This window comes from Rhizobium sp. WSM1274, from assembly GCF_025200775.1.
Lineage (GTDB): Bacteria > Pseudomonadota > Alphaproteobacteria > Rhizobiales > Rhizobiaceae > Rhizobium > Rhizobium leguminosarum_I.
In genome coordinates this window covers 4,802,263-4,821,469 of the sequence record NZ_CP104138.1, presented here as the reverse complement: position 1 = coordinate 4,821,469, position 19,207 = coordinate 4,802,263, and the positions used below count along the sequence as shown (strand labels likewise).

The following is a 19,207-nucleotide window of genomic DNA, read 5'->3' as shown; positions in this document are numbered from 1 at the left end:
TGGGATCCTGCACATGCACTCGTTGCAGCCGGGCGAATAACAACAAGATCGAGTAAATATGTTTTGTTGCGGAACGGATAGTTAGAATATGCGTTTTACCCGAAAGGGATTGCTAACCACCGCAATATAAAGGCTTTTCGGCGAGGACCGCCGGTAAATCTTTGTTAGTTGGCGCTTCTTATGCTTCCCCTCGTTATCTCTGGGAAGGTGCTGAAATGATTTTTCTCACAGCAGCAGCATTGGGCGTCAGCGCCGGGCAGATGCGTTCGGCAGGCGTGATCGCGTTGGTCGCGGCGCTGATCGGAATGACATTCGCGCTAGCGGCGATAACCTCGCCCGGCCCGGTGTCCATTCTGGCATTCGTCTACGCCGTGCTCGGCTATAATGGCGGCCTTATGCTTTTCGTGATCGGGCTCTATGCCAATCAGCGCCTTCGTCGCGCCACGCGCGTTTCGCACTGACAAGCGCGTCGCGATCTTTCAGATACGCTTCCCGCGATTGCTTTGTTTTTACGCATGTCGTTGTCGCGACATGCTTTATCCCATCTGAAGATTGCCGGCGTCAATTCGTCGCCGGCCGATAGCGAAAGAACTGCACGCCCACGTCCGCCGCCTTCGGAAGCGGTTCCAGATAGGGCGGGATATTGCCCTTGCCGAGCTCAGCATAGAGCCCGTCCGGCTTCAGCTTGGCGATCTCGCGCGTCTGCAGGTCGCCGGGGCAGAAGGCAAGCGCCGTCACGCCAGTCCCCTTCAGGAAGGCTTCCGCCTCCTGCGGCTCCGCCATGCCGATATGCAGCTCCGTCAGCATGCCGCCCTGATTGCGATGATAGGGCGCAGAGAGAACACGGTTGCTGGTGAAGCGCAGGATCGGCACCCCCATTTCCGAGGGCGCGGAGACCAGTCCGGTCGGAAGCCCGGCGAGCGGCGTCAGCGCCGCTTGGGACGTGCAGGAAATTTCCTTTGCCGGCTTCACCGCCTTCTTCTGGGCAGCATTCTCCATCTGCAGCGAGATAAACCCGCCACCGACAGCCCAGGCGGCTGGAGCACTGGCGAGCACGGTGACGATATAGACGAAGGCGGCGGCGACATTCTCGCTGTCGCCGTTGGAAATGCGGCGCACATCTATAATCAACAGGGCAAGCGGCAGGATCGAGATCAGGTTCGAGAAGGTCGAACCGCGCACCTGGACCAGCGCGATTGCCCAGCTCGTCATCAGCAGGAAAAGCAGGATCAGGTGGATCTGCACACGGTCACGCTGAACGACGCGGAAGATGCAGACGGCGATGCCGAACAAGCCGGCCGCATAAAAACCACCGATCGAGAAGGGATCGGTGCGCCCGAGAACGAAAACCGACTGCGCTTCCGAAACATTCCTCAGCCAGAGCTCGACCAGCATCGGATCGAGACCGGCCAGCGGATCGCTCAGGCATTGCGGTGCGATCACCACCGCCGAACCGAGAACGCCGGCGCCGACGACGGCCAGCGCGGCAAAGCGCAAGGGCCGGCGCAGGCGGCTCGCGAAAACCGCCGAAAACAACAGCAGTCCGCCGCCGATCGCCGCCAGGCTGTAATAGCCAAGCGAGAGATTGTCGCAGGTGACCATCGAATAAAGCCGGGGCGGCACCGTTGCGAAGAAGAGGATGCTGATCGCAATGGCCAGCGCCAGCCCGAAGGCCTTCGCGGCGGCAGCGAAATCTTCGCCCTCCCATGCCCAGAGCAGGGCGATGGTCAGGCAGACGGCGGCAACGAAAGGTGTCGTCTCGGCGCCGATGGCGATGGCGATGGCTGCCGCGATGCCGGCAACCGCATAGCTCCAGGCGCGACGCTCGGGATCCAGCAGCATCGCGATCATCGTCGCGACCAACGCCAGCTGCGCGTTGTGATGATCGATGGCGCCCGGCGCGAAACGGTTTCCGGTGTAGATCGCAAGACCGGTCAAGCCGAGACTGATGTGCATGGCGGCAACGCCGCCGATGCGCCGACCGGCAACCGCCATGGCGAGCATGGCGGGCAGGATGAGCGATACCGGCCAGACGCCGAGCGCCAGCGCCTCTGCCGTCTCATGCGGTACAAACAGGCTGAAGAACCAGATTAGCGAGGCAATCGGCAGATCGATCAGCCGTGACCAGTGCATCAGCGTGCCGCCGTCGAGGCCGAGACGGTATTGCATCAGGTCGAACCAGCCCTGCCCGGTCAGAAAATCGCGAACTTCGACGAGACGCATTCCGTCGTCATTGTCGGGGCCGACGTAATCGGTGGCACCGGAAAGCTTGGTGATGAGGATGGCGGCGGCAAGGATGACGCTATAGGCGATGACAACAGGCCAGAGACGCGTCAGCAGGTCGCGTAGCCCGACCCGAGAGGCGTCGATTGCGGATGATGCTTGGGAGATCGGCTGCACAGCGTTCATCGTGGTTAGCGGTTCGTTTCCGGATGGCGAAGCTTAGCCGCCGCCGATCAAGAAAGTGTAAAGCCGTTTGTGGCAGCCGCTGATTTTGCCTGCGTCATAGGGTCTTATTAACGGCGCATGATTTAGGCTGAGCGCGGCTTTCAAGTGTAACGAGTAGAGTCATGGCCCGATCGCGCACCGACAATTGGAATATTGCCGTTCTGCTTCCCTGCTATAATGAAGCGGCGACGATCGGCGCTGTCGTTCAGGGTTTTCGGGCGACGCTGCCCGATGCTGCGATCCATGTCTACGACAATAATTCCACCGACGGCACCGCGCTGCAGGCAATGCTTGCCGGCGCGCATGTCGTGCGCGAGCGGCGTCAGGGCAAGGGCCATGTCGTGCGCCGGATGTTCGCCGATATCGACGCCGACATCTACATCATCGCCGACGGCGACGGCACCTACGCGCCTGGTGATGCCGAGGAACTGGTGCGCACGCTGCTGACCGAGCGCGCCGACATGGTGGTTGGCACCAGGCGCGGCGTGCACGCCGATGCCGGCCGTCAGGGCCATGCGCTCGGCAACCGGCTTTTCAACCTGCTTTACCGGATGATCTTCGGCCCCGATTTCACCGATATCTTTTCCGGCTACCGCGCGTTTTCGCGCCGCTTCGTCAAGAGCTTCCCGGCGGTATCGGGCGGCTTCGAGATCGAAACCGAGATGTCTGTGCATGCCTCGCGGCTGAAGCTGCCGGTCAGCGAGCTGGAGCTCGACTACGGCCGCCGGCCGGAAGGCTCGCATTCCAAGCTTTCGACATTCCGCGACGGCGCCAAGATCCTCTGGATGTTCGCGATGCTGATGAAGGAAACCCGGCCCTTCGCCTTCTTCAGCGCGATCAGCGCCACCTTCATGCTGGCGAGCCTCGGTTTCATGGCGCCGGTGCTGGCGGAATATTTCGAAACGGGACTCGTCAGCCGCATGCCGACCTGGGTGCTGTCGACGGCGCTGATGATGATCTCCTTCATGCTGTTCACCGCCGGCGTCATCCTGGATTCCGTCGCACGCGCCCGCGCCGAACAACTCCGTATCCATTATATGGGCCTGGAAAGGCCGAGCGCGTTGAAGGCACCGCTCAGCGACGCAGGCCCGGTATCGCGCGCGCCTCCCGGCAAGGCGGATGCGGCATGAGAAAGCTCATCCGCTTCGCCATTGCCGGCGGCATCGGCTTCCTCGTCGATGCCGGCATCCTGTCGGCGCTCCTCCATCTGACACCGCTCGGGCCGTTTCTGGCGCGGCTCTTCGCAATCGCCTTCGCCATGGCGGCAACCTGGGCTTTCAACCGGAGCTTCACCTTCGATCGCACCGGCCGTTCGCTGGCCGCCGAAGGCTTCCGCTATGGCTCGGTCGGGGTGACGGCAGCGCTCGTCAATTACGGCCTCTATTCCGCGCTTCTGCTGTCGCTGCCGGCGCTTCAGCCGCTGGCGGCCATGGTGATCGCCAGCGTCGCCTCGATGATCTTCAGCTTCTTCGGCTATTCGCGCTTCGTCTTCCGCGCCGAGTGAGTAGAGCGCCGCGCGTCCAATAGGACGCGCTAAGGACGCTCTAACCCTCTGAAGTGGCGCATAATCCTTTCCGAAAATCGATTCCGATTTTCGGGTTTATGCGCTAGACTGCTTCCCAGCCGTCCTTCTCGCTGGCCCGGTAGATCGCATCGATCACCTTCTGGTTCAGCTTCGAATTTTCGAGCGTGACGATCTCTTCCTTGCCGTTCTTCACCGCTCTGGCAAAAGCCTCGACCTGCCGCTTGTACTGGCGGCTGTCCTGGAAGCGGAAGATGCGCGATTGAGTGTGGCTGCGGTCGGCAAGCTCGATCTCCTCAGGTCCCCAGCGATTGGCGTTGAACGGCGACTTGACCTCGATGTAACCTTCGGTGCCGTGAAAAACCATGACCTGGCGGTTGGCCATCTGCGTCGAGATATAGAAGCTCAGCTCGAAATCGCCGAAATCGGCCTTGACGCTCGAATAGATATCCGTGCCGAAATCCGCGTCGCGCTCGGTGATCGCCTGGATCCAGAGCGGCTCCTTGCCGGTGGAAAAACGCGTACCCATGACGGGATAGACGCCGATATCGGGAAGGCCGCCGCCGCCGAGCTCGGGGACGTTGCGCATGTTGGCGGGGTCGCGGTTGAAATAGGTGAAGGCGCCCTGCACATGCCGGAGCGAACCGATGGCGCCCTCGTCGATCAACGAGCGCACTTTCTGCCAGACCGGGGAATAGGTGATCATATAGGCTTCGCTGACCACCACCCGGTTGCGGTCGCGGGCGGCGATCACGTCGTCGATATCGTCTGCCTTCAGCGCCAACGGCTTCTCGCAGAGCACGTGCTTGCCGGCATCCGCCGCCTTGATCGACCATTCGATATGCTGCGAGGTCGGCAGCGGGATGTAGACGGCGTCGATGAGGTCGGAGGCTAGCATCTCCTCATAGGAGCCGAAGGCATGCGGTACCGAGAAGCGGTCGGCCATCTCCCTTGCGCGGTTGAGATCGCGGCTGGCAATCGCCGTGACGACACAATTTTCCGCATCCTGGATCGCCGGAACGACATTGTCGCGACCGATCTTCGCCGTTGAAATGATACCGAAACGCAACATGATCCAAGCCTCCCGAACTGATTTCCGCGAACCATATTCAGGCCCTAGCTGCGGCGCAATGGCGGGACATGAAATCACGGAAGTTTGCCTTCCCGGATGCGCGGATCGCACTAAGTTGGTCAGGGCGGCGTTCTGCCGTATCCGCGATTTCAATTTATTCACACTTCTGGAGAGCGTCATGGAAATGCGCCGGCTTGGAAAAACAGGTCTATCGGTCGCGCCGATCGTCATCGGCGGCAATGTCTTCGGCTGGACGGCCGACGAAAAAACATCCTTCGCCATTCTCGACGCCTTCTTCGACGCGGGCCTGAACACGATCGATACGGCCGATGTCTATTCCTCCTGGGTCCCGGGCAACAAGGGCGGCGATTCCGAAGAGATCATCGGGCGCTGGCTAAGCCAGGCAAAGATCTCCCGCGACAAGGCCGTTATCGTCACCAAAGTCGGCTCCGACATGGGACAGGGAAAGACGCTGAAGGAGACCTATATCCTGAAGGCGGTCGAGGATTCGTTGCGCCGGCTGCAGACGGATTATATCGACCTCTATCTCTCGCACTGGCCGGATGAAGATACGCCGCATGAGGAAACGCTCGGGGCCTTTGCCAAGCTGAAGCAGCAGGGCAAGATCCGCGCCATCGGCTGCTCGAACTATGATGCGAAACTGCTTCAGGCATCCTTCGACGCTGCCGAGAGGGCCGGCCTGCCGCGTTACGATGTGCTGCAGCCGGAATATAATCTCTACGAGCGCTCGAGCTTCGAGGGGCCGCTTGCCGATCTCTGCGTCGAAGAAGACATCGGCGTCATCACCTATTTCAGCCTTGCCGCCGGCTTCCTCACCGGCAAATACCGCAGCAAGGCCGATACGGAAGGCCGCGCACGCGAGGGCCGGGTTTCGAAATATCTCGATGATAAAGGCCTGCGCATTCTGGCCGCCCTCGACAAGGTTTCGGCCGAGACCGGTGCAGCGCCCGCAGAAATTTCGCTCGCCTGGCTGCTGCGCAAGAAGGGCGTCACGGCGCCGATTGCCAGTGCAACCAGCCTTTCGCAGCTTGAAAGCCTGACGAAATCGGCGACACTTGCGCTTTCCGATGACGCGATGGCGCTGCTCGACGAAGCCGGCGCCTGAAAGAAAGAGATGCCATGACCGTGACGATACGCGATGCCCGCCCCGAAGATGAAGCCCGCTGGCGCGAGCTTTGGGCCGCCTACCTCGCCTTTTACGAAGTTACGGTCGATGCCGATATCAGCGATTCCACGTGGCGCCGGGTCTTCGATCCGGCGTCGGCGATTGCGATGCGCGTCGCCGAGGTCGATGGCCGGATCATGGGTTTTGCGCTCTATCTCACGCATGAGGGCACGTGGATCCGTGGCAGGGACTGCTATCTCGAAGACCTGTTCGTCGATGCCAATGCGCGCGGCAAGGGCGTCGGGCGGGCACTGATGGACGATCTCGTTTCGACCTGCAAAGCCCAGGGCTGGTCGCGGCTCTACTGGCATACCAGCGAGCAGAACAGAACCGCGCGTGCGCTGTACGACAGCTATGTCGAGAGCGACGGCCATATCCGCTATCGCATCAGGTTCACTGCATAATTTCTTAAATCGGAAATCGATTTAAAGTGTTACAGCGTCCTTTGCGCGTCTGAGAAGACGCGCGGCGCTGTAAGAGATGGAAAACCAGCATACCACTCGGAATGATCGCCTGCCCAATTGGCCATGCCGGGTTTGGTCAGGATGCCGCGCGGGCTGACATAACTCTGGATCACCCGCTTCGGCCGTTCGTGCCACTGGATATTGAAGGCCCAGAGCTTGGGAAAAAAGCAGAGCGAGGCATAAGGCAGGTGGTCGTGAATCCACCAGGCGAGCCGCTGCCAGTCGCTTTCATCGTGGTAGTGGTCGACCATCCACGGCACGGCAATGCAGACGGCAGCACCCATGCAGCCGTCAAAGTCCCTCATATCCCAGATGTGATGCGCTGATGTGGACGCATTGGTCGAACAGTTCAGATTGTTCTCGTTGCCGAACCTGTTGACTGCGGGCGAACGATAGCCGGATCGGATATGCAGGCGTCCGAACGTTGCCTCCAGCGGCTCCAGCAATTCCTCGCAGAGCCTCTTGCCCGCCTCGATCGCCAGATCGGGATCTTCGGGGATATTGGGAATGCGGTAGAAATCGGCGATTTCGGAATGCAGGAAATCGCGGAGGAAGAAGTTTTGCGACAGCCGCACACGGCCAAGATCCTCCAGACCCTTCATCGAATTCGGCTTTCGCATGACTTTACCCTCCCACATCGACGGCAGGAATCATCGCCCGGCACCGATTTCCAGTCCACCCGAAATCGATCGGGAACAATTAACGCGATCTTCTCTTCTTAATGTGTCGCCGCGTTCGCGGTTTTCCCCAGAACAAGGATCGAGAAAATGGCCAAGGAAAAGACGCTGGAAGATCTCTTCTATGACACGCTGAAGGACATCTACTTTGCCGAACGGCAGATATTGCGCGCCCTGCCGAAGATGGCGCGGGCCGCCCAATCCTCCGAACTGAAGAAGGGCTTCGAAAAACACCGTGAGGAAACCGAAGGCCAGGTCGAGCGCCTGCAGCAGGTTTTCGAACTGATCGATAAACGCGCCCAGGGCAAGACCTGCGAGGCGATCCAGGGCATCATCGCCGAGGGCGAGGACATCATGGAGGAATTCAAGGGCACGGCGGCCCTCGATGCCGGCCTGATTTCGGCTGCCCAGGCCGTCGAGCATTACGAAATCGCCCGTTACGGCACGCTGAAGACCTGGGCCGCGACGCTCGGTCTCAAGGAGGTCGTCGGCCTGCTCGACCAGACGCTGCAACAGGAAACGGCCACCGACAAGACCCTCTCCCAGCTCGCCACCACGGCGGCAAACCAGAAGGCAAAGGCTGCCTGATGGAAACGGCGCCCTAATAAGAACGGGCGGCCCGGCTCCAGCGCATCGGCCCGAAAAGTCGGAATCGATTTTCGGAAAGCACGATGCGCAGATTTAAAGTGCTACAGCGTCCTTTGCGCGTCTGAAAGGACGCGCGGCGCTGTAATCCTTACCGGCCGCCCGTATCCTGCCCGCTGTATCTGAAAAAATCGATGAAGGCGCGCAGCGCCGGGCGCATCTGCCGCCGGGTGGGATAATAAAGAAACGGCCCGGCATAGGGCGGGCACCAATCCTCCAGCACCCGCACAAGCTTGCCGCTCGCCAGTTCGGCATTGACCCGCATGTCGAAGAGATAGGCAAGGCCAGCACCGTTCAGCGCCGCAAGCAGGGCAAGTCGATCCTCGCTGACAACAAGCGGCCCGTCGACCGAAACGACGAGTTCCTGCCCGTCCTTTTCGAATTCCCAGCGATAGATCGAGCCGTTGGTGAAGCGCCGCTTGATGCAGCGATGACGGACGAGATCGCGCGGATGCTCCGGCTTCGGATGGTGCTCGAAATATTCGGGCGAAGCGGCGATTACCGTCGTCAGATCGGGCGAGACCCTGGCCGCGATCATATCAGCCTCCAGGCTCTCCTCCAGCCGGATGCCGGCATCGAAACCTTCCTTGACGATATCCGTGAAACCGTCCTCATTGGCGATCTCCAGGGTGATATCGGGATAGAGGTTGAGAAAGTCGCCGAGCCGCGGAGCGAGCAGCAGATCGGAGGCGAAGCGCGGCGCGGTGATACGCAGATTTCCAGCCGGTTTGGCGCGCGTATCTCGGACGGCCTCCAAGGCAATGTCGATCTCATCGAGCGCGGGACGAAGTCTTTCAAGCAGCAGCCGGCCCTCTTCCGTAGGCGCGACGCTGCGGGTGGTGCGCGCCAGAAGCCGCACCCCCAGGCTTTCCTCGATGCTCGATATCGCATGGCTGATCGCCGAGGGCGCGACGAGGAGTTCCTTCGCCGCGGCCCGGAAGCTGCGATGCTCCGAGACGGCGGCGAGAACGGCGAGTTGCGAGAGCTGTGTTCTGTTCATTGATCGAAATGATAGAACAACCTGTTAGAAACTGCATGTATTTTCTGATTGATGCGGCAGCGATATGGTCTGCCCGTACCGCAACCAGTCAGAACAGAATGATTTCAGGCCGGGCGGCCTAAAATCTGAATCCTGTTCTGAATTAAATAGTTAGAGCATGACGTCGTCCGAAAACCACTCACACTTTTCGGCATCATGCTCTGGCGGCTCAAAATCAGCTCAAAGGAGCACATCATGAAAAACCGGAAACTCGGAAACGATCTGACCGTCTCGGCCGTCGGACTTGGCTGCATGGGCATGAGCTTTGCCTATGGCGCCAGCGACGATGCGGAATCGATCAAGACACTGCATCGCGCCATCGATCTCGGTGTGACCTTCTTCGACACCGCCGAAGTCTATGGTCCCTTTACCAACGAGGTTCTTCTCGGCAAAGCGCTGAAGCCGTTCCGCGACCGCGTGGTGATCGCCACCAAATTCGGCTTCAAGATCGATGCCAGCAAGCCGGGTACTGCCGCCATCACCGGCGTCGACAGCCGCCCCGAGCATGTGCGGGCGGTGGCCGAAGCCTCGATGAAACGCCTCGGCATCGAGACCATCGACCTCTTCTACCAGCACCGGGTCGATCCCAACGTGCCGATCGAAGAGACGGTCGGCGTCATGGCAGAGCTGGTGAAGGAAGGGAAAGTCCGCGCCCTCGGGCTTTCGGAAGCCGGCAGCGCCACTATTCGTCGCGCGCATGCGGTCCATCCGATCGCAGCCCTGCAGAGTGAATATTCGCTCTGGACGCGCGACCCCGAAGAAGAGGTTCTTGCCACCTGCCGCGAACTCGGCATCGGCTTCGTGCCTTACAGCCCGCTCGGGCGCGGCTTCCTGACCGGAGCGATCCGCAAGGCGGAGGATCTCGACGCGGACGATTTCCGCCGGCAGGTGCCACGTTTCCAGGCGGAAAATTTCGACGCCAATGCCGCCCTCGTCGCAATGCTCGAGCGGCTGGCAGCCGAGAAGGGCGTGACGGCAGCACAGCTGGCGCTCGCCTGGGTGTTGAACCAGGGCGACGACATCGTGCCGATACCGGGCGCCCGCAAGCTTCATCATCTCGAACAGAACGCCGCTGCCGCCGATATCGTGCTGAGCCCCGCGGAACTCGCGAGGCTTGAAGAGGTCATCCCGGCCGGGCAGGTGGCCGGGAAACGTTACTCGGATGCCTCGCTTGCGATGACCAACATCTGAACCTGAAAAAGCCCGGTCGGCGCAACCGGCCGGGCTTGCCTTCGGGGCTGGCGAAACTATTTAACGCCATCTCGAAGAACGGGATGAAAATATGTCGGACAGGCAGGCAGTCGAACAGACGGTTCATCTCTATGTCGAAGGCATGGCCTTCGCCAATGAGGCAGCCTTGAAAAAGGCCTTTCATCCAAAAAGCTCGATCATCGGCCATTACGAAAATGCGGTCGAATGGCTGACGCGGGACGAATTCATCGCCGCGATCCTGCAGGAGGAGCCGGCGCCGCCCGGCACGCAGCCCTACATGGACATCCAGAGCGTCGATGTCGAAGGCGATGCGGCAAGCGTCAAGGTCACCGACGATTTCGCCGGCATGCGCTTTACCGACTATCTCTCGCTGCTGAAGATCGACGGCCGCTGGACCATCGTCAGCAAACTCTACCATCTGCATCGGTGAAAAGACCGGCCGCTATTTGCGACCGGTCCATTAATGGCGACGCTGAATGGAGCTCAGCTTCTGAGGACACCGCCGGTGAATTTCATGACGCTGGCGACGATCTTCTGCGTCAGCGCCTCGAAATCCTCGTCCGTCAGCGTGCGCTCGACCGGCTGGATCTGCACCTCGATTGCCACCGACTTCTTGCCGTCGCCAACCGATGCGCCCTCGAAGATGTCGAAGACGTTGACGCCGGTCACCAGCTTGCGGTCGGCGCCGGTGGCGGCCTTGACGATGGCGCCTGCTTCCACCGTTTTGTCGACGACGAAGGCAAAGTCGCGCCGCACCACCTGGAAGGGCGACAATTCGAGCGCCGGCTTGGTGCGCGTCGCCTTGCGCTTGGCCTCCGGCATGGCGTCGACATAGACCTCGAAGCCGCAGAGAGCGCCGGAGACATCGAGCGCTTCCAGCGTCAGCGGATGGAATTCGCCGAAATAACCGAGCACGACCTTCGGCCCCATCTTGATCGTGCCGGAGCGGCCGGGATGATACCATTCCGGCCCGCCCTGCTCGATCTGGATATTGCCCATCGGCAGGCCGCAGGCTTCGATGACGGCGAGCGCGTCGGCCTTCGCGTCGAAGACGTCGACCGGCTTGCCGCCGCCCTTGGCGGGGTTCGACCAGGCGCGACCGGCGCCGGCAAGCGAGGCCGTGCCGCGGCGAATGCCGCCGGCCACGCGGCGCTGACCCTCAGGTCTGTCATTCTCATAGGTGCCGGAGACCTCGAAGAGGGCGACATCGCCGTAACCCTTGTCGGCATTGCGCTGGGCTGCGGTCAGCAGGCCCGGCAGAAGCGAGGGACGCATATCCGACATTTCGGCGGCGATCGGGTTGGCAAGCTTGAGGGTGGGCGAACCGCCGCCGAACAGCTTTGCCTGGTCTTCCGGAATGAAGGACCAGGTGACGGCTTCGAGCATGCCGCGCGCGGCCAGCGCCCGCTTGGCGAGGCGGGTGCGGATCTGCAGCGTCGTCAGGATCTTGCCATTGACGGCCGCATGGCTTTCGAGCGGCGCCGGCTTAATATTGTCGACGCCGTGGATGCGCATGACCTCTTCGACGAGATCGGCCTTGCCGTCGACATCGGGACGCCAGGAGGGAACGGCGACGGAGACGCGCTCGCCGGAACCGGAGACCTTGAAGCCAAGACGCGTCAGAATCGTGTCGCTCTCCTCATTCGAGACGTCGAGGCCCGTCAGGCGCTTGACCTCCGAATAGGGGAAATCGACGATCTTCGGTTCGTAACCCTTGTAGCCGACGACCTCGGCCTTGGCGGCCTTGCCGCCGCAAAGTTCCAGCACCAGTTCCGTCGTGCGTTCGAGACCGGGGACCATATAGTTCGGATCGACGCCGCGTTCGAAGCGGTAGCGAGCGTCAGTGATGATGCCGAGGCTGCGGCCTGATTTGGCGATGTTCATCGGGTCCCAGAGGGCAGATTCGATCAGCACGTCGACGGTGTTTTCGTCGCAGCCGGAATGTTCGCCGCCCATGATGCCGCCGATCGATTCGATACCGTTTTCATCTGATATGACGACGTTGTTCGGCGACAGTTTGTATTCGCGCTGGTCGAGCGCCAGCACCGTCTCGCCTTCGGCGGCGCGGCGGACGGTCAGGTTGCCATTGATCTTGGCGGCATCGAAGACATGGATCGGCCGTCCCTGATCGAAGGTCATGTAATTGGTGACATCGACAAGCGCATTGATGGGGCGCAGGCCGATGGCGATCAGCCGCTGCTGAATCCAGCGCGGGCTCGGGCCGTTCCGGACGCCGCGTACGAGGCGCAGCGCAAAGCCCGGGCAGAGCTTCGGATCGTCGAGATCGAGCGTCAGCTTCACCGGCGTCTCGCCTTCGACGGCGAAGGACGGGGCGGGCCGCGTCTTCAGCGTGCCGAGACCGGAGGCGGCGAGATCGCGGGCGATGCCGTGGATCGAGGTGCAGTCCGGCCGGTTAGGCGTCAGGTTGATCTCGATAACCGGATCATCGAGATGAGCGTAGGCGGCATAGCTCGTGCCGACAGGCGCGTCGTCCGGCAGGTCGATAATGCCGTCGTGACTGTCGGAGATCTGCAGCTCCTTTTCGGAGCACATCATGCCATGGCTTTCGACGCCGCGGATATTGCCGACGGCAAGCGTCACATCGATACCGGGAACATAGGTTCCGGGCGCTGCGAAGGCGCCGACGAGACCGGCGCGCGCATTCGGGGCACCGCAGACGACCTGGACCGGCGCGCCAGAACCGGTATCGACCATCAGCACCTTCAGCCGATCGGCCTGCGGGTGTTTTTCGGCCGAGACGACCCTGGCGATAACGAAGGGCTTGAAGGCCGCCTTGTCGTCGACATCCTCGACCTCCAGCCCGATCTCGGTGAGGCGCGTGCAGATTTCATCGAGGCCGGCATCCGTTTCCAGATGCTCTTTCAGCCAGGAGAGCGTGAATTTCATCGTCCCAATTCTCCGTTCAAGCGCTGAGGCCGCCGAACAGCGTCGGCATGTCGAGCGGGCGGAAGCCGTAATGCGTCATCCAGCGGACGTCGGCGTTGAAGAAGTCGCGCAGGTCGGGCATGCCGTATTTCAGCATGGCGATGCGGTCGAGGCCCATGCCCCAGGCAAAACCCTGATATTCGTCCGGATCGAGCCCGCCGTAGCGCAGCACGTTCGGGTGGACCATGCCGCAGCCGAGGATCTCCATCCAATCGGTGCCTTCGCCGAACTTGACGATCGGGCCGGAGCGATCGCACTGGATATCGACCTCGAAAGAGGGCTCGGTGAAGGGGAAGAAGGACGGGCGGAAACGCATCGTCACGCTATCGACCTCGAAGAAGGTCTTGCAGAATTCTTCCAGCACCCAGCGGAGGTTGGCGACATTGGCCTTCTTGTCGACCACCAGGCCTTCGACCTGATGGAACATCGGCGAATGCGTGGCGTCCGAGTCCTGGCGGTAGGTCTTGCCGGGAATGATGATGCGGATCGGCGGCGTCTGCGCCTCCATGGTGCGCACCTGCACCGGCGAGGTATGGGTGCGCAGGACCTTGCGCTCGCCATTTTCATCCGGGTTGAAGAAGAAAGTGTCGTGCATCTCGCGGGCCGGATGGCCTTCGGGGAAATTCAGCGCGGTGAAATTGTAATAATCGGTCTCGATGTCGGGACCTTCGGCGATCGAGAAGCCCATGTCGGCGAAGATCGCGGTGATCTCATCGACGATCTGGCTGATCGGATGGATACGGCCGCGCTCGGCCGGCGAAGAGCGCACCGGCAGGCTGACATCGACCGTTTCGGCCTTCAACCGAGCATCGATCGCCGCTTGCCGCAGCGTCGCCTTGCGGGCGGTGAGCGCCTCGGTCACCGCGTTCTTCAGAACGTTTATCGCAGCACCCTTGCTCTGGCGCTCCTCCGTCGTCATGGCGCCGAGCGTCTTCAACAGTTCGGAGACGGAGCCCTTCTTGCCAAGGGCGGAAACACGCACGGCTTCCAGCGCCGTTTCGTCATCGGCAGCGGCGATTTCTGCGAGCAGCGATGTGTTGAGCTGGTCGATATCTGACATTGTCACTTCTTTCCGTCCAGTATCAGGCGGGCGATCGGGAGGCAGGCGGCGCCGGCCGGCGCCAGGAATATAAAGAAAGAAAAACCCGCGCTAGCCCAAACCAGCGCGGGTTTCCCAAAATCATAAATTCAAAAGCTTGGGAAGCGCTAGTTACTTGATCGCGCCTTCAAACTCGTTCGCCGTGCCGGCTTCCTTGAGGTATTCAAGAGCCTTCTTGGCAGCGCTGACCAGCGCGCCGAATGCTTCCGGCTCGTGGATCGCCATGTCGGAGAGAACCTTGCGGTCGACTTCGATGCCAGCCTTGTTCAGGCCGTCGATGAAGCGGCCGTAGGTCAGGCCGAATTCACGCACGGCGGCGTTGATGCGCTGGATCCAAAGCGCACGGAAGTTGCGCTTGTTGACCTTGCGGTCGCGGTAGGCGTACTGCTTCGAACGATCGACAGCAGCCTTGGCGGTACGGATGGTGTTCTTGCGGCGGCCGTAAAAGCCCTTTGCTGCCTTCAGAACCTTCTTGTGCTTGGCATGAGAGGTGACGCCTCTTTTTACACGTGCCATATCATGATCTCCTTAAATCTAGCGTTCGCGGACGAGTCTCAGAGACCGTTCGGCAGGTAATTCTTGATAACCTTGCGGCCATCCGGTTCTGCGAGAACCATGGTGCCACGTGCATCGCGAATGAACTTGTTGGTACGCTTGATCATGCCATGGCGCTTGCCAGCAGCGGCAGCCTTGACCTTGCCGGTTGCGGTGATCTTGAACCGCTTCTTGGCAGAGGACTTCGTCTTCATCTTGGGCATTTTGCTACTCCTTCTGTCCTCCCTGCGCGCTTTATCAAAAAAGCCCTTCTCGCGAAGTCCGGTTCTCCGGCCGTCGCAACAAGGTGCGGGAGCGTTTGTTGTTGATCTACGGCATCGGCGACGAACCGTTCCGCAAGCATTCGAAACTGCCACGGCATGCCCTGCCGGTCAGTTCGGACGCGCGCTTATAACCGCAGCGTCATGAAAGTGCAACGGGGCGGCGGAGGAATCTTCGCTGCTCCCAAAATACAGTGGCAGAAAGCACAAAAGCCGCCCTTACGGACGGCCTTGGGCGAAAAACTGCCTGGCGCTTACTTCGGCGCCAGCACCATCATCATCTGGCGGCCTTCGAGCTTCGGTTCGGCTTCGACCTTGGCGAACTCGATCGTATCGGCCTTGACCTGCTGCAGAAGCTTCATGCCGAGTTCCTGGTGGGCCATTTCACGGCCGCGGAACTTCAGCGTCACCTTGACCTTGTCGCCTTCGTCGAAGAAGCGACCCATCGCCTTCATCTTCACCTCGTAATCATGGGTGTCGATGTTCGGGCGCATCTTGATTTCTTTGACTTCGACGATCTTCTGCTTCTTGCGCGCCTCGGCAGCCTTCTTCTGGTTGGCATATTTCAGCTTGCCCAGATCGAGGATCTTGCACACAGGCGGTTCGACATTGGGGGAAATTTCGACGAGATCGAGTCCGGCTTCTTCCGCCATTCTCAAGGCCTGGTCGGTAGGCACGACGCCCATATTCTCTCCGTCAGCCCCGATCAGCTGAACTTTGGGAATGCGGATTTCACGGTTCGAGCGCGGTCCGTCCTTCACGGGCGCGTCGGTTTTAAAAGGTCTGCGAATGGTCGTATTCTCCTCGCGTTGTTTCGGAACGTTGCAGCATCGCGCTCCCAATCAGGGGTGCACAAACGTGTCGCGTCATCGCTGCAACGGAGTCAATATCATCCTTTAGCGGAAAAATCACCCGCTGTCAGCCTGCCAAGAATCTGTTTTATAGACCAAAACAACAGGAGTTTCGCCGATGTCCGATCAGATGTCCAATGCCCAGCCGCAGTTCCTGACGGTCGGCGAGGGCGAGGCAGCGCGTGACATCGCCATGCTCGTCCGCCCGGCGCAGGCGGGCAACGGCGCACCGGCGCTCGTCTGGCTGTCCGGCTACCGCTCCGACATGAGCGGCACCAAGGCGGTGGAACTCGACGGGCTGGCGGCGGAGCTTGGGCTCGCCTGCATCCGTCTCGACTATTCCGGCCACGGACTTTCCGGAGGCAGCTTCGGCGACGGCACGATCTCGCGCTGGCTGGAGGAAGCGCTTGCCGTCATCCGTCATGTCGCGCCCGACCGGGTGATCCTCGTCGGTTCGTCGATGGGCGGCTGGATCGCGCTCAGGCTGGCGCAGGAACTTGCGCGACAGGGCGGCGGAACGCTCGAAGGCCCAAAGCTCGCAGGGCCAAAGCTCGCAGGGATGGTGCTGATCGCGCCGGCACCCGATTTCACCTCGGAGCTGATCGAGCCGAACCTGAAGGCCAAGGAGCGCAAGTCGCTTGCGGAGCGCGGCTATTTCGAAGAGCGCTCGCAATATAGCCCGGAACCCAACATCTATACGCGGGCGCTGATCGAGGACGGCCGAAGGAACCGGGTGCTCGACGGCATCATCGAAACGGGCTGCCCGGTGCATATCCTCCAAGGCATGAAAGATCCCGACGTGCCGCATGCGCATGCGATGAAACTGGTCGAACATCTTCCCGCCGACGACGTGGTGCTGACCTTCGTCCGCGACGGCGATCACCGCCTTTCCCGCCCCGGCGATATCGCGCTTCTTTTGAGTGCCGTCAAAGACATCATCCGTTCATCAACAAATAGGCAGATGCCCGCTTGAACGGCAGAGGCGGATAAATTCGCCTGATGCAAGCTCCCCAAGCCGTTGCATTTTAACCATACCGGCGAGTCGCAAGGTCCTCCCAAGAAGTAACGATTGACTCTTTCCGGCCCTCTCCATTAACACTTTGTTAATAAATAAGGGCGATGCAAGGAAAGAGCGGGCGTGCGGATCAAGGGTATCTTTGTGGCCATGATGGCCATGTTTGCGATGGCGACGGCCGCCATACCAGCCCCCAGCAGAAATGCTTCCATGGTGACAGGCAATGCCACCTCACAGCCGATCGGGCACTACGATTTCTGTCAGATCCACCGCAGCGAATGCGGCGCAAACCGCAACGCAGGCCCGGTTGCCATGAACCCGGAGAAGTGGTCGCTGGTGCGTTCGGTCAACGCCACGGTCAACCGCACGATCACGCCGATGACCGACAAGGAAATCTACGGCAAGGATGAGGTCTGGGCCTATCCGACCACTGCCGGCGACTGCGAAGATTTCGCGCTGCTGAAGCGCCGCATGCTGATCCAGCGCGGCTTTTCGGCTGCCGATCTGCTGATGACGGTCGTGCGCAAGCCGGATGGCGAAGGCCATGCCGTGCTGACGCTGCGCGCCGCCGAGGGCGATTTTGTGCTCGACAACCTCGCCTCCGACGTCAAGCCGTGGTTTGGTACGCCCTATTCCTTCGTCAAGCGCCAGTCGAGCTACAATGCCGGCCGCTGGGTCACCATCGAAAACGACCGCGACGTCCTGGTCGGCGCGCTGCGGTAAGGGTCGCAATAGAAAATGTGGAAAGGCCGGCGGTTTGCCGGCCTTTTTTTGTTTTGTGGGTGGTTCTTTATAAAGGGGGGCTGCCTTTCGCTTGCGCTCCTCACCCCCCTCATCTGCCCTACGGGCATCTTCTCCCCGCTGGGGAGAAGGGGGAGCAAGACGCGCCATCGCTTCTACAAAAGATGCTTCAAGAAGGGCGAGACGTCGCCATACATCCCTTCTCCCCAGCGGGGAGAAGATGCCGGCAGGCAGATGAGGGGGTGAGCGACGATAGGAGCGAATGCACGGAGCGCAAGCGATGGGCAAGAGCCGGCTTGATGCCGAGTGTGACGCACCGTCTCCGGCCCTTCGCTTGAGCTCAGGGCGTTCGTCGCTGCAATCGATTCACCGGATCGATTGCTCGGGCTTCGCCCGACCGCTCCTCACCCATTCCCGATCAGGATACCGGCGCCGAGTACCAGGCTGCCGCCGAGCACCACCTGGAAGGCGGCGCGCAGGAAGGGGGTTTCCATGTAGCGGTTCTGGATGAAGGCGATGGCCCAGAGTTCGAAGAAGACGACGATGGCGGCGGTGATGGTCGCCGTCCAGAAATGCGGGATCAGATAGGGCAGTGCATGGCCGAGGCCGCCGAGCGCGGTCATGATGCCGCAGGCAAGGCCGCGTTTGACCGGCGAGCCTCTGCCGGAGATCTTGCCGTCGTCATGGGCGGCCTCGGTGAAGCCCATCGAAATGCCGGCGCCGACGGAGGCTGAAAGGCCGACGAGGAAGGTCTGCCAAGTATCCTGCGTGGCGAAGGCGGCGGCGAAGATGGGCGCCAGCGTCGAGACCGAGCCGTCCATCAGCCCGGCAAGGCCCGGCTGCACATAGGTCAGCACGAATTGCCGGCGCACCGTCTCGTCCTCGTCATGCTTGACGTCTTGGGGCGTATGTTTGTCTCCGAGCATGCGGGCGATATCTTCATGCCCTTGTTCAGCAAGCGCGAGATCACCGAGAAGCTGGCGCGTCGAGGCGTCCGAGGTCCGCTTTGCCGCCTCGACATAGAAACGATAGGCCTGCTCCTCCATCGCCTCGGTTTCCCTGCGCATCGCATCCAGCGAAAGGTTTGCCCTGAGCCAGTCCGGCTTGCGTTCGTAGAATCCCTCCACATGCTCGCGCCGGATCAACGGAATGCGCTCACCGAAACGCTGGCGATGCATCTCGATCAACGATTTGCGATGGGTATCCTCGACCTCGGCCATGTCCTCGAAGACCTTGGCCGAGGCCGGAAATTCGTGGCGAAGCCTGTCGGCATAAGCGAGATAGATGCGGGCATCGTCTTCCTCGGAAGCGATCCCAAGGGCGAGAATCTCCTGCTCGGACAGCGACTCGAAAGATCGTTTCGGGGATCTGAAAAACCGCGCCAGCATGACTCTCTCCAATTTTTAGAATAATTCTAAACCTAAAGAAGGAGGTGGTGACGGTCAAGGGCATGGAGCAGGCCAGCTGACAGATTG

General features: G+C 60.9%; 19 protein-coding genes and 1 pseudogene. 10 read left to right on the top strand and 10 right to left on the bottom strand.

Annotation, left to right across the window (positions count from 1 at the left end):
* The first annotated feature begins 215 nt into the window (after positions 1 to 215).
* A complete protein-coding gene (locus tag N2600_RS23730; protein WP_222248472.1) occupies positions 216 to 461 on the top strand; it encodes a hypothetical protein in 246 nt (81 codons plus the stop codon).
* A 100-nt stretch (positions 462 to 561) separates the two neighbouring features.
* Here the strand turns inward: N2600_RS23730 and N2600_RS23725 are convergent, their stop codons facing one another.
* On the bottom strand, positions 562 to 2,409 hold the full coding sequence (locus N2600_RS23725) for a hypothetical protein (protein ID WP_260297561.1): 1,848 nt from the start codon (positions 2,407 to 2,409) through the stop codon (positions 562 to 564).
* 161 nt (positions 2,410 to 2,570) lie between these two features.
* Between N2600_RS23725 and N2600_RS23720 the strand changes: the two genes are divergently transcribed.
* Positions 2,571 to 3,578 (top strand): glycosyltransferase, encoded by a 1,008-nt coding sequence (locus N2600_RS23720; protein ID WP_260109859.1) that lies wholly within the window; start codon positions 2,571 to 2,573, stop codon positions 3,576 to 3,578.
* Positions 3,575 to 3,952, top strand: coding sequence for a GtrA family protein (locus tag N2600_RS23715; RefSeq protein WP_170257332.1), 378 nt, complete (start codon positions 3,575 to 3,577; stop codon positions 3,950 to 3,952). The genes N2600_RS23720 and N2600_RS23715 overlap by 4 nt, the downstream gene beginning before the upstream one ends.
* 103 nt (positions 3,953 to 4,055) lie before the next feature.
* On the opposite strand, the gene N2600_RS23710 is transcribed toward N2600_RS23715, so the two are convergent.
* Entirely contained in the window at positions 4,056 to 5,042 is a 987-nt protein-coding gene (locus N2600_RS23710) for a Gfo/Idh/MocA family protein (RefSeq protein ID WP_170260315.1), read from the bottom strand.
* Positions 5,043 to 5,220: 178 nt separating this feature from the next.
* Here N2600_RS23710 and N2600_RS23705 point away from each other — a divergent pair, with 178 nt between their 5' ends.
* The gene (locus tag N2600_RS23705) at positions 5,221 to 6,168 is read left to right on the top strand and encodes an aldo/keto reductase (protein ID WP_260109858.1); all 948 of its coding nucleotides are present in this window, start codon (positions 5,221 to 5,223) and stop codon (positions 6,166 to 6,168) included.
* A gap of 14 nt (positions 6,169 to 6,182) precedes the next feature.
* A complete protein-coding gene (locus N2600_RS23700; RefSeq protein WP_170280213.1) occupies positions 6,183 to 6,632 on the top strand; it encodes a GNAT family N-acetyltransferase in 450 nt (149 codons plus the stop codon).
* A gap of 21 nt (positions 6,633 to 6,653) precedes the next feature.
* On the opposite strand, the pseudogene N2600_RS23695 reads toward N2600_RS23700, so the two are convergent.
* A pseudogene (locus tag N2600_RS23695) lies at positions 6,654 to 7,346 on the bottom strand (hypothetical protein).
* Between the two features lie 113 nt (positions 7,347 to 7,459).
* Between N2600_RS23695 and N2600_RS23690 the strand changes: the two are divergent.
* Positions 7,460 to 7,957 carry a YciE/YciF ferroxidase family protein gene (locus N2600_RS23690; RefSeq protein WP_017966593.1) on the top strand — a complete coding sequence of 166 codons (498 nt, stop codon included), beginning with the start codon at positions 7,460 to 7,462 and terminating at the stop codon, positions 7,955 to 7,957.
* 148 nt (positions 7,958 to 8,105) lie between these two features.
* Here the strand turns inward: N2600_RS23690 and N2600_RS23685 are convergent, their stop codons facing one another.
* The gene (locus tag N2600_RS23685) at positions 8,106 to 9,014 is read right to left on the bottom strand and encodes a LysR family transcriptional regulator (protein WP_260297560.1); all 909 of its coding nucleotides are present in this window, start codon (positions 9,012 to 9,014) and stop codon (positions 8,106 to 8,108) included.
* Positions 9,015 to 9,248: 234 nt separating this feature from the next.
* Here N2600_RS23685 and N2600_RS23680 point away from each other — a divergent pair, with 234 nt between their 5' ends.
* Positions 9,249 to 10,244, top strand: coding sequence for an aldo/keto reductase (locus tag N2600_RS23680; protein ID WP_260297559.1), 996 nt, complete (start codon positions 9,249 to 9,251; stop codon positions 10,242 to 10,244).
* 91 nt (positions 10,245 to 10,335) lie between these two features.
* Complete coding sequence (locus tag N2600_RS23675; RefSeq protein WP_222385595.1) at positions 10,336 to 10,695, top strand: nuclear transport factor 2 family protein; 360 nt, start codon at positions 10,336 to 10,338, stop codon at positions 10,693 to 10,695.
* A 53-nt stretch (positions 10,696 to 10,748) separates the two neighbouring features.
* Here N2600_RS23675 and pheT read toward each other — a convergent pair whose 3' ends face one another.
* The 5 genes from pheT to infC all read right to left on the bottom strand — a co-directional run bounded on the left by pheT (position 10,749) and on the right by infC (position 15,916).
* Positions 10,749 to 13,172, bottom strand: coding sequence for a phenylalanine--tRNA ligase subunit beta (gene pheT, locus N2600_RS23670; RefSeq protein WP_260297558.1), 2,424 nt, complete (start codon positions 13,170 to 13,172; stop codon positions 10,749 to 10,751).
* A gap of 16 nt (positions 13,173 to 13,188) precedes the next feature.
* Entirely contained in the window at positions 13,189 to 14,271 is a 1,083-nt protein-coding gene (gene pheS / locus N2600_RS23665) for a phenylalanine--tRNA ligase subunit alpha (protein WP_017966588.1), read from the bottom strand.
* A 150-nt stretch (positions 14,272 to 14,421) separates the two neighbouring features.
* Positions 14,422 to 14,826 carry a 50S ribosomal protein L20 gene (rplT, locus tag N2600_RS23660; protein ID WP_017966587.1) on the bottom strand — a complete coding sequence of 135 codons (405 nt, stop codon included), beginning with the start codon at positions 14,824 to 14,826 and terminating at the stop codon, positions 14,422 to 14,424.
* Positions 14,827 to 14,864: 38 nt separating this feature from the next.
* A complete protein-coding gene (gene rpmI / locus N2600_RS23655; RefSeq protein WP_003570998.1) occupies positions 14,865 to 15,068 on the bottom strand; it encodes a 50S ribosomal protein L35 in 204 nt (67 codons plus the stop codon).
* A 311-nt stretch (positions 15,069 to 15,379) separates the two neighbouring features.
* The gene (gene infC, locus N2600_RS23650) at positions 15,380 to 15,916 is read right to left on the bottom strand and encodes a translation initiation factor IF-3 (RefSeq protein WP_075225634.1); all 537 of its coding nucleotides are present in this window, start codon (positions 15,914 to 15,916) and stop codon (positions 15,380 to 15,382) included.
* 178 nt (positions 15,917 to 16,094) lie between these two features.
* Between infC and N2600_RS23645 the strand changes: the two genes are divergently transcribed.
* The gene (locus N2600_RS23645) at positions 16,095 to 16,949 is read left to right on the top strand and encodes an alpha/beta hydrolase (RefSeq protein WP_260297557.1); all 855 of its coding nucleotides are present in this window, start codon (positions 16,095 to 16,097) and stop codon (positions 16,947 to 16,949) included.
* Positions 16,950 to 17,114: 165 nt separating this feature from the next.
* Positions 17,115 to 17,714 (top strand): transglutaminase-like cysteine peptidase, encoded by a 600-nt coding sequence (locus tag N2600_RS23640; RefSeq protein ID WP_260297556.1) that lies wholly within the window; start codon positions 17,115 to 17,117, stop codon positions 17,712 to 17,714.
* A gap of 422 nt (positions 17,715 to 18,136) precedes the next feature.
* Here N2600_RS23640 and mbfA read toward each other — a convergent pair whose 3' ends face one another.
* Complete coding sequence (mbfA, locus tag N2600_RS23635) at positions 18,137 to 19,120, bottom strand: iron exporter MbfA (RefSeq protein ID WP_222313406.1); 984 nt, start codon at positions 19,118 to 19,120, stop codon at positions 18,137 to 18,139.
* Between the last annotated feature and the right edge of the window lie 87 nt (positions 19,121 to 19,207).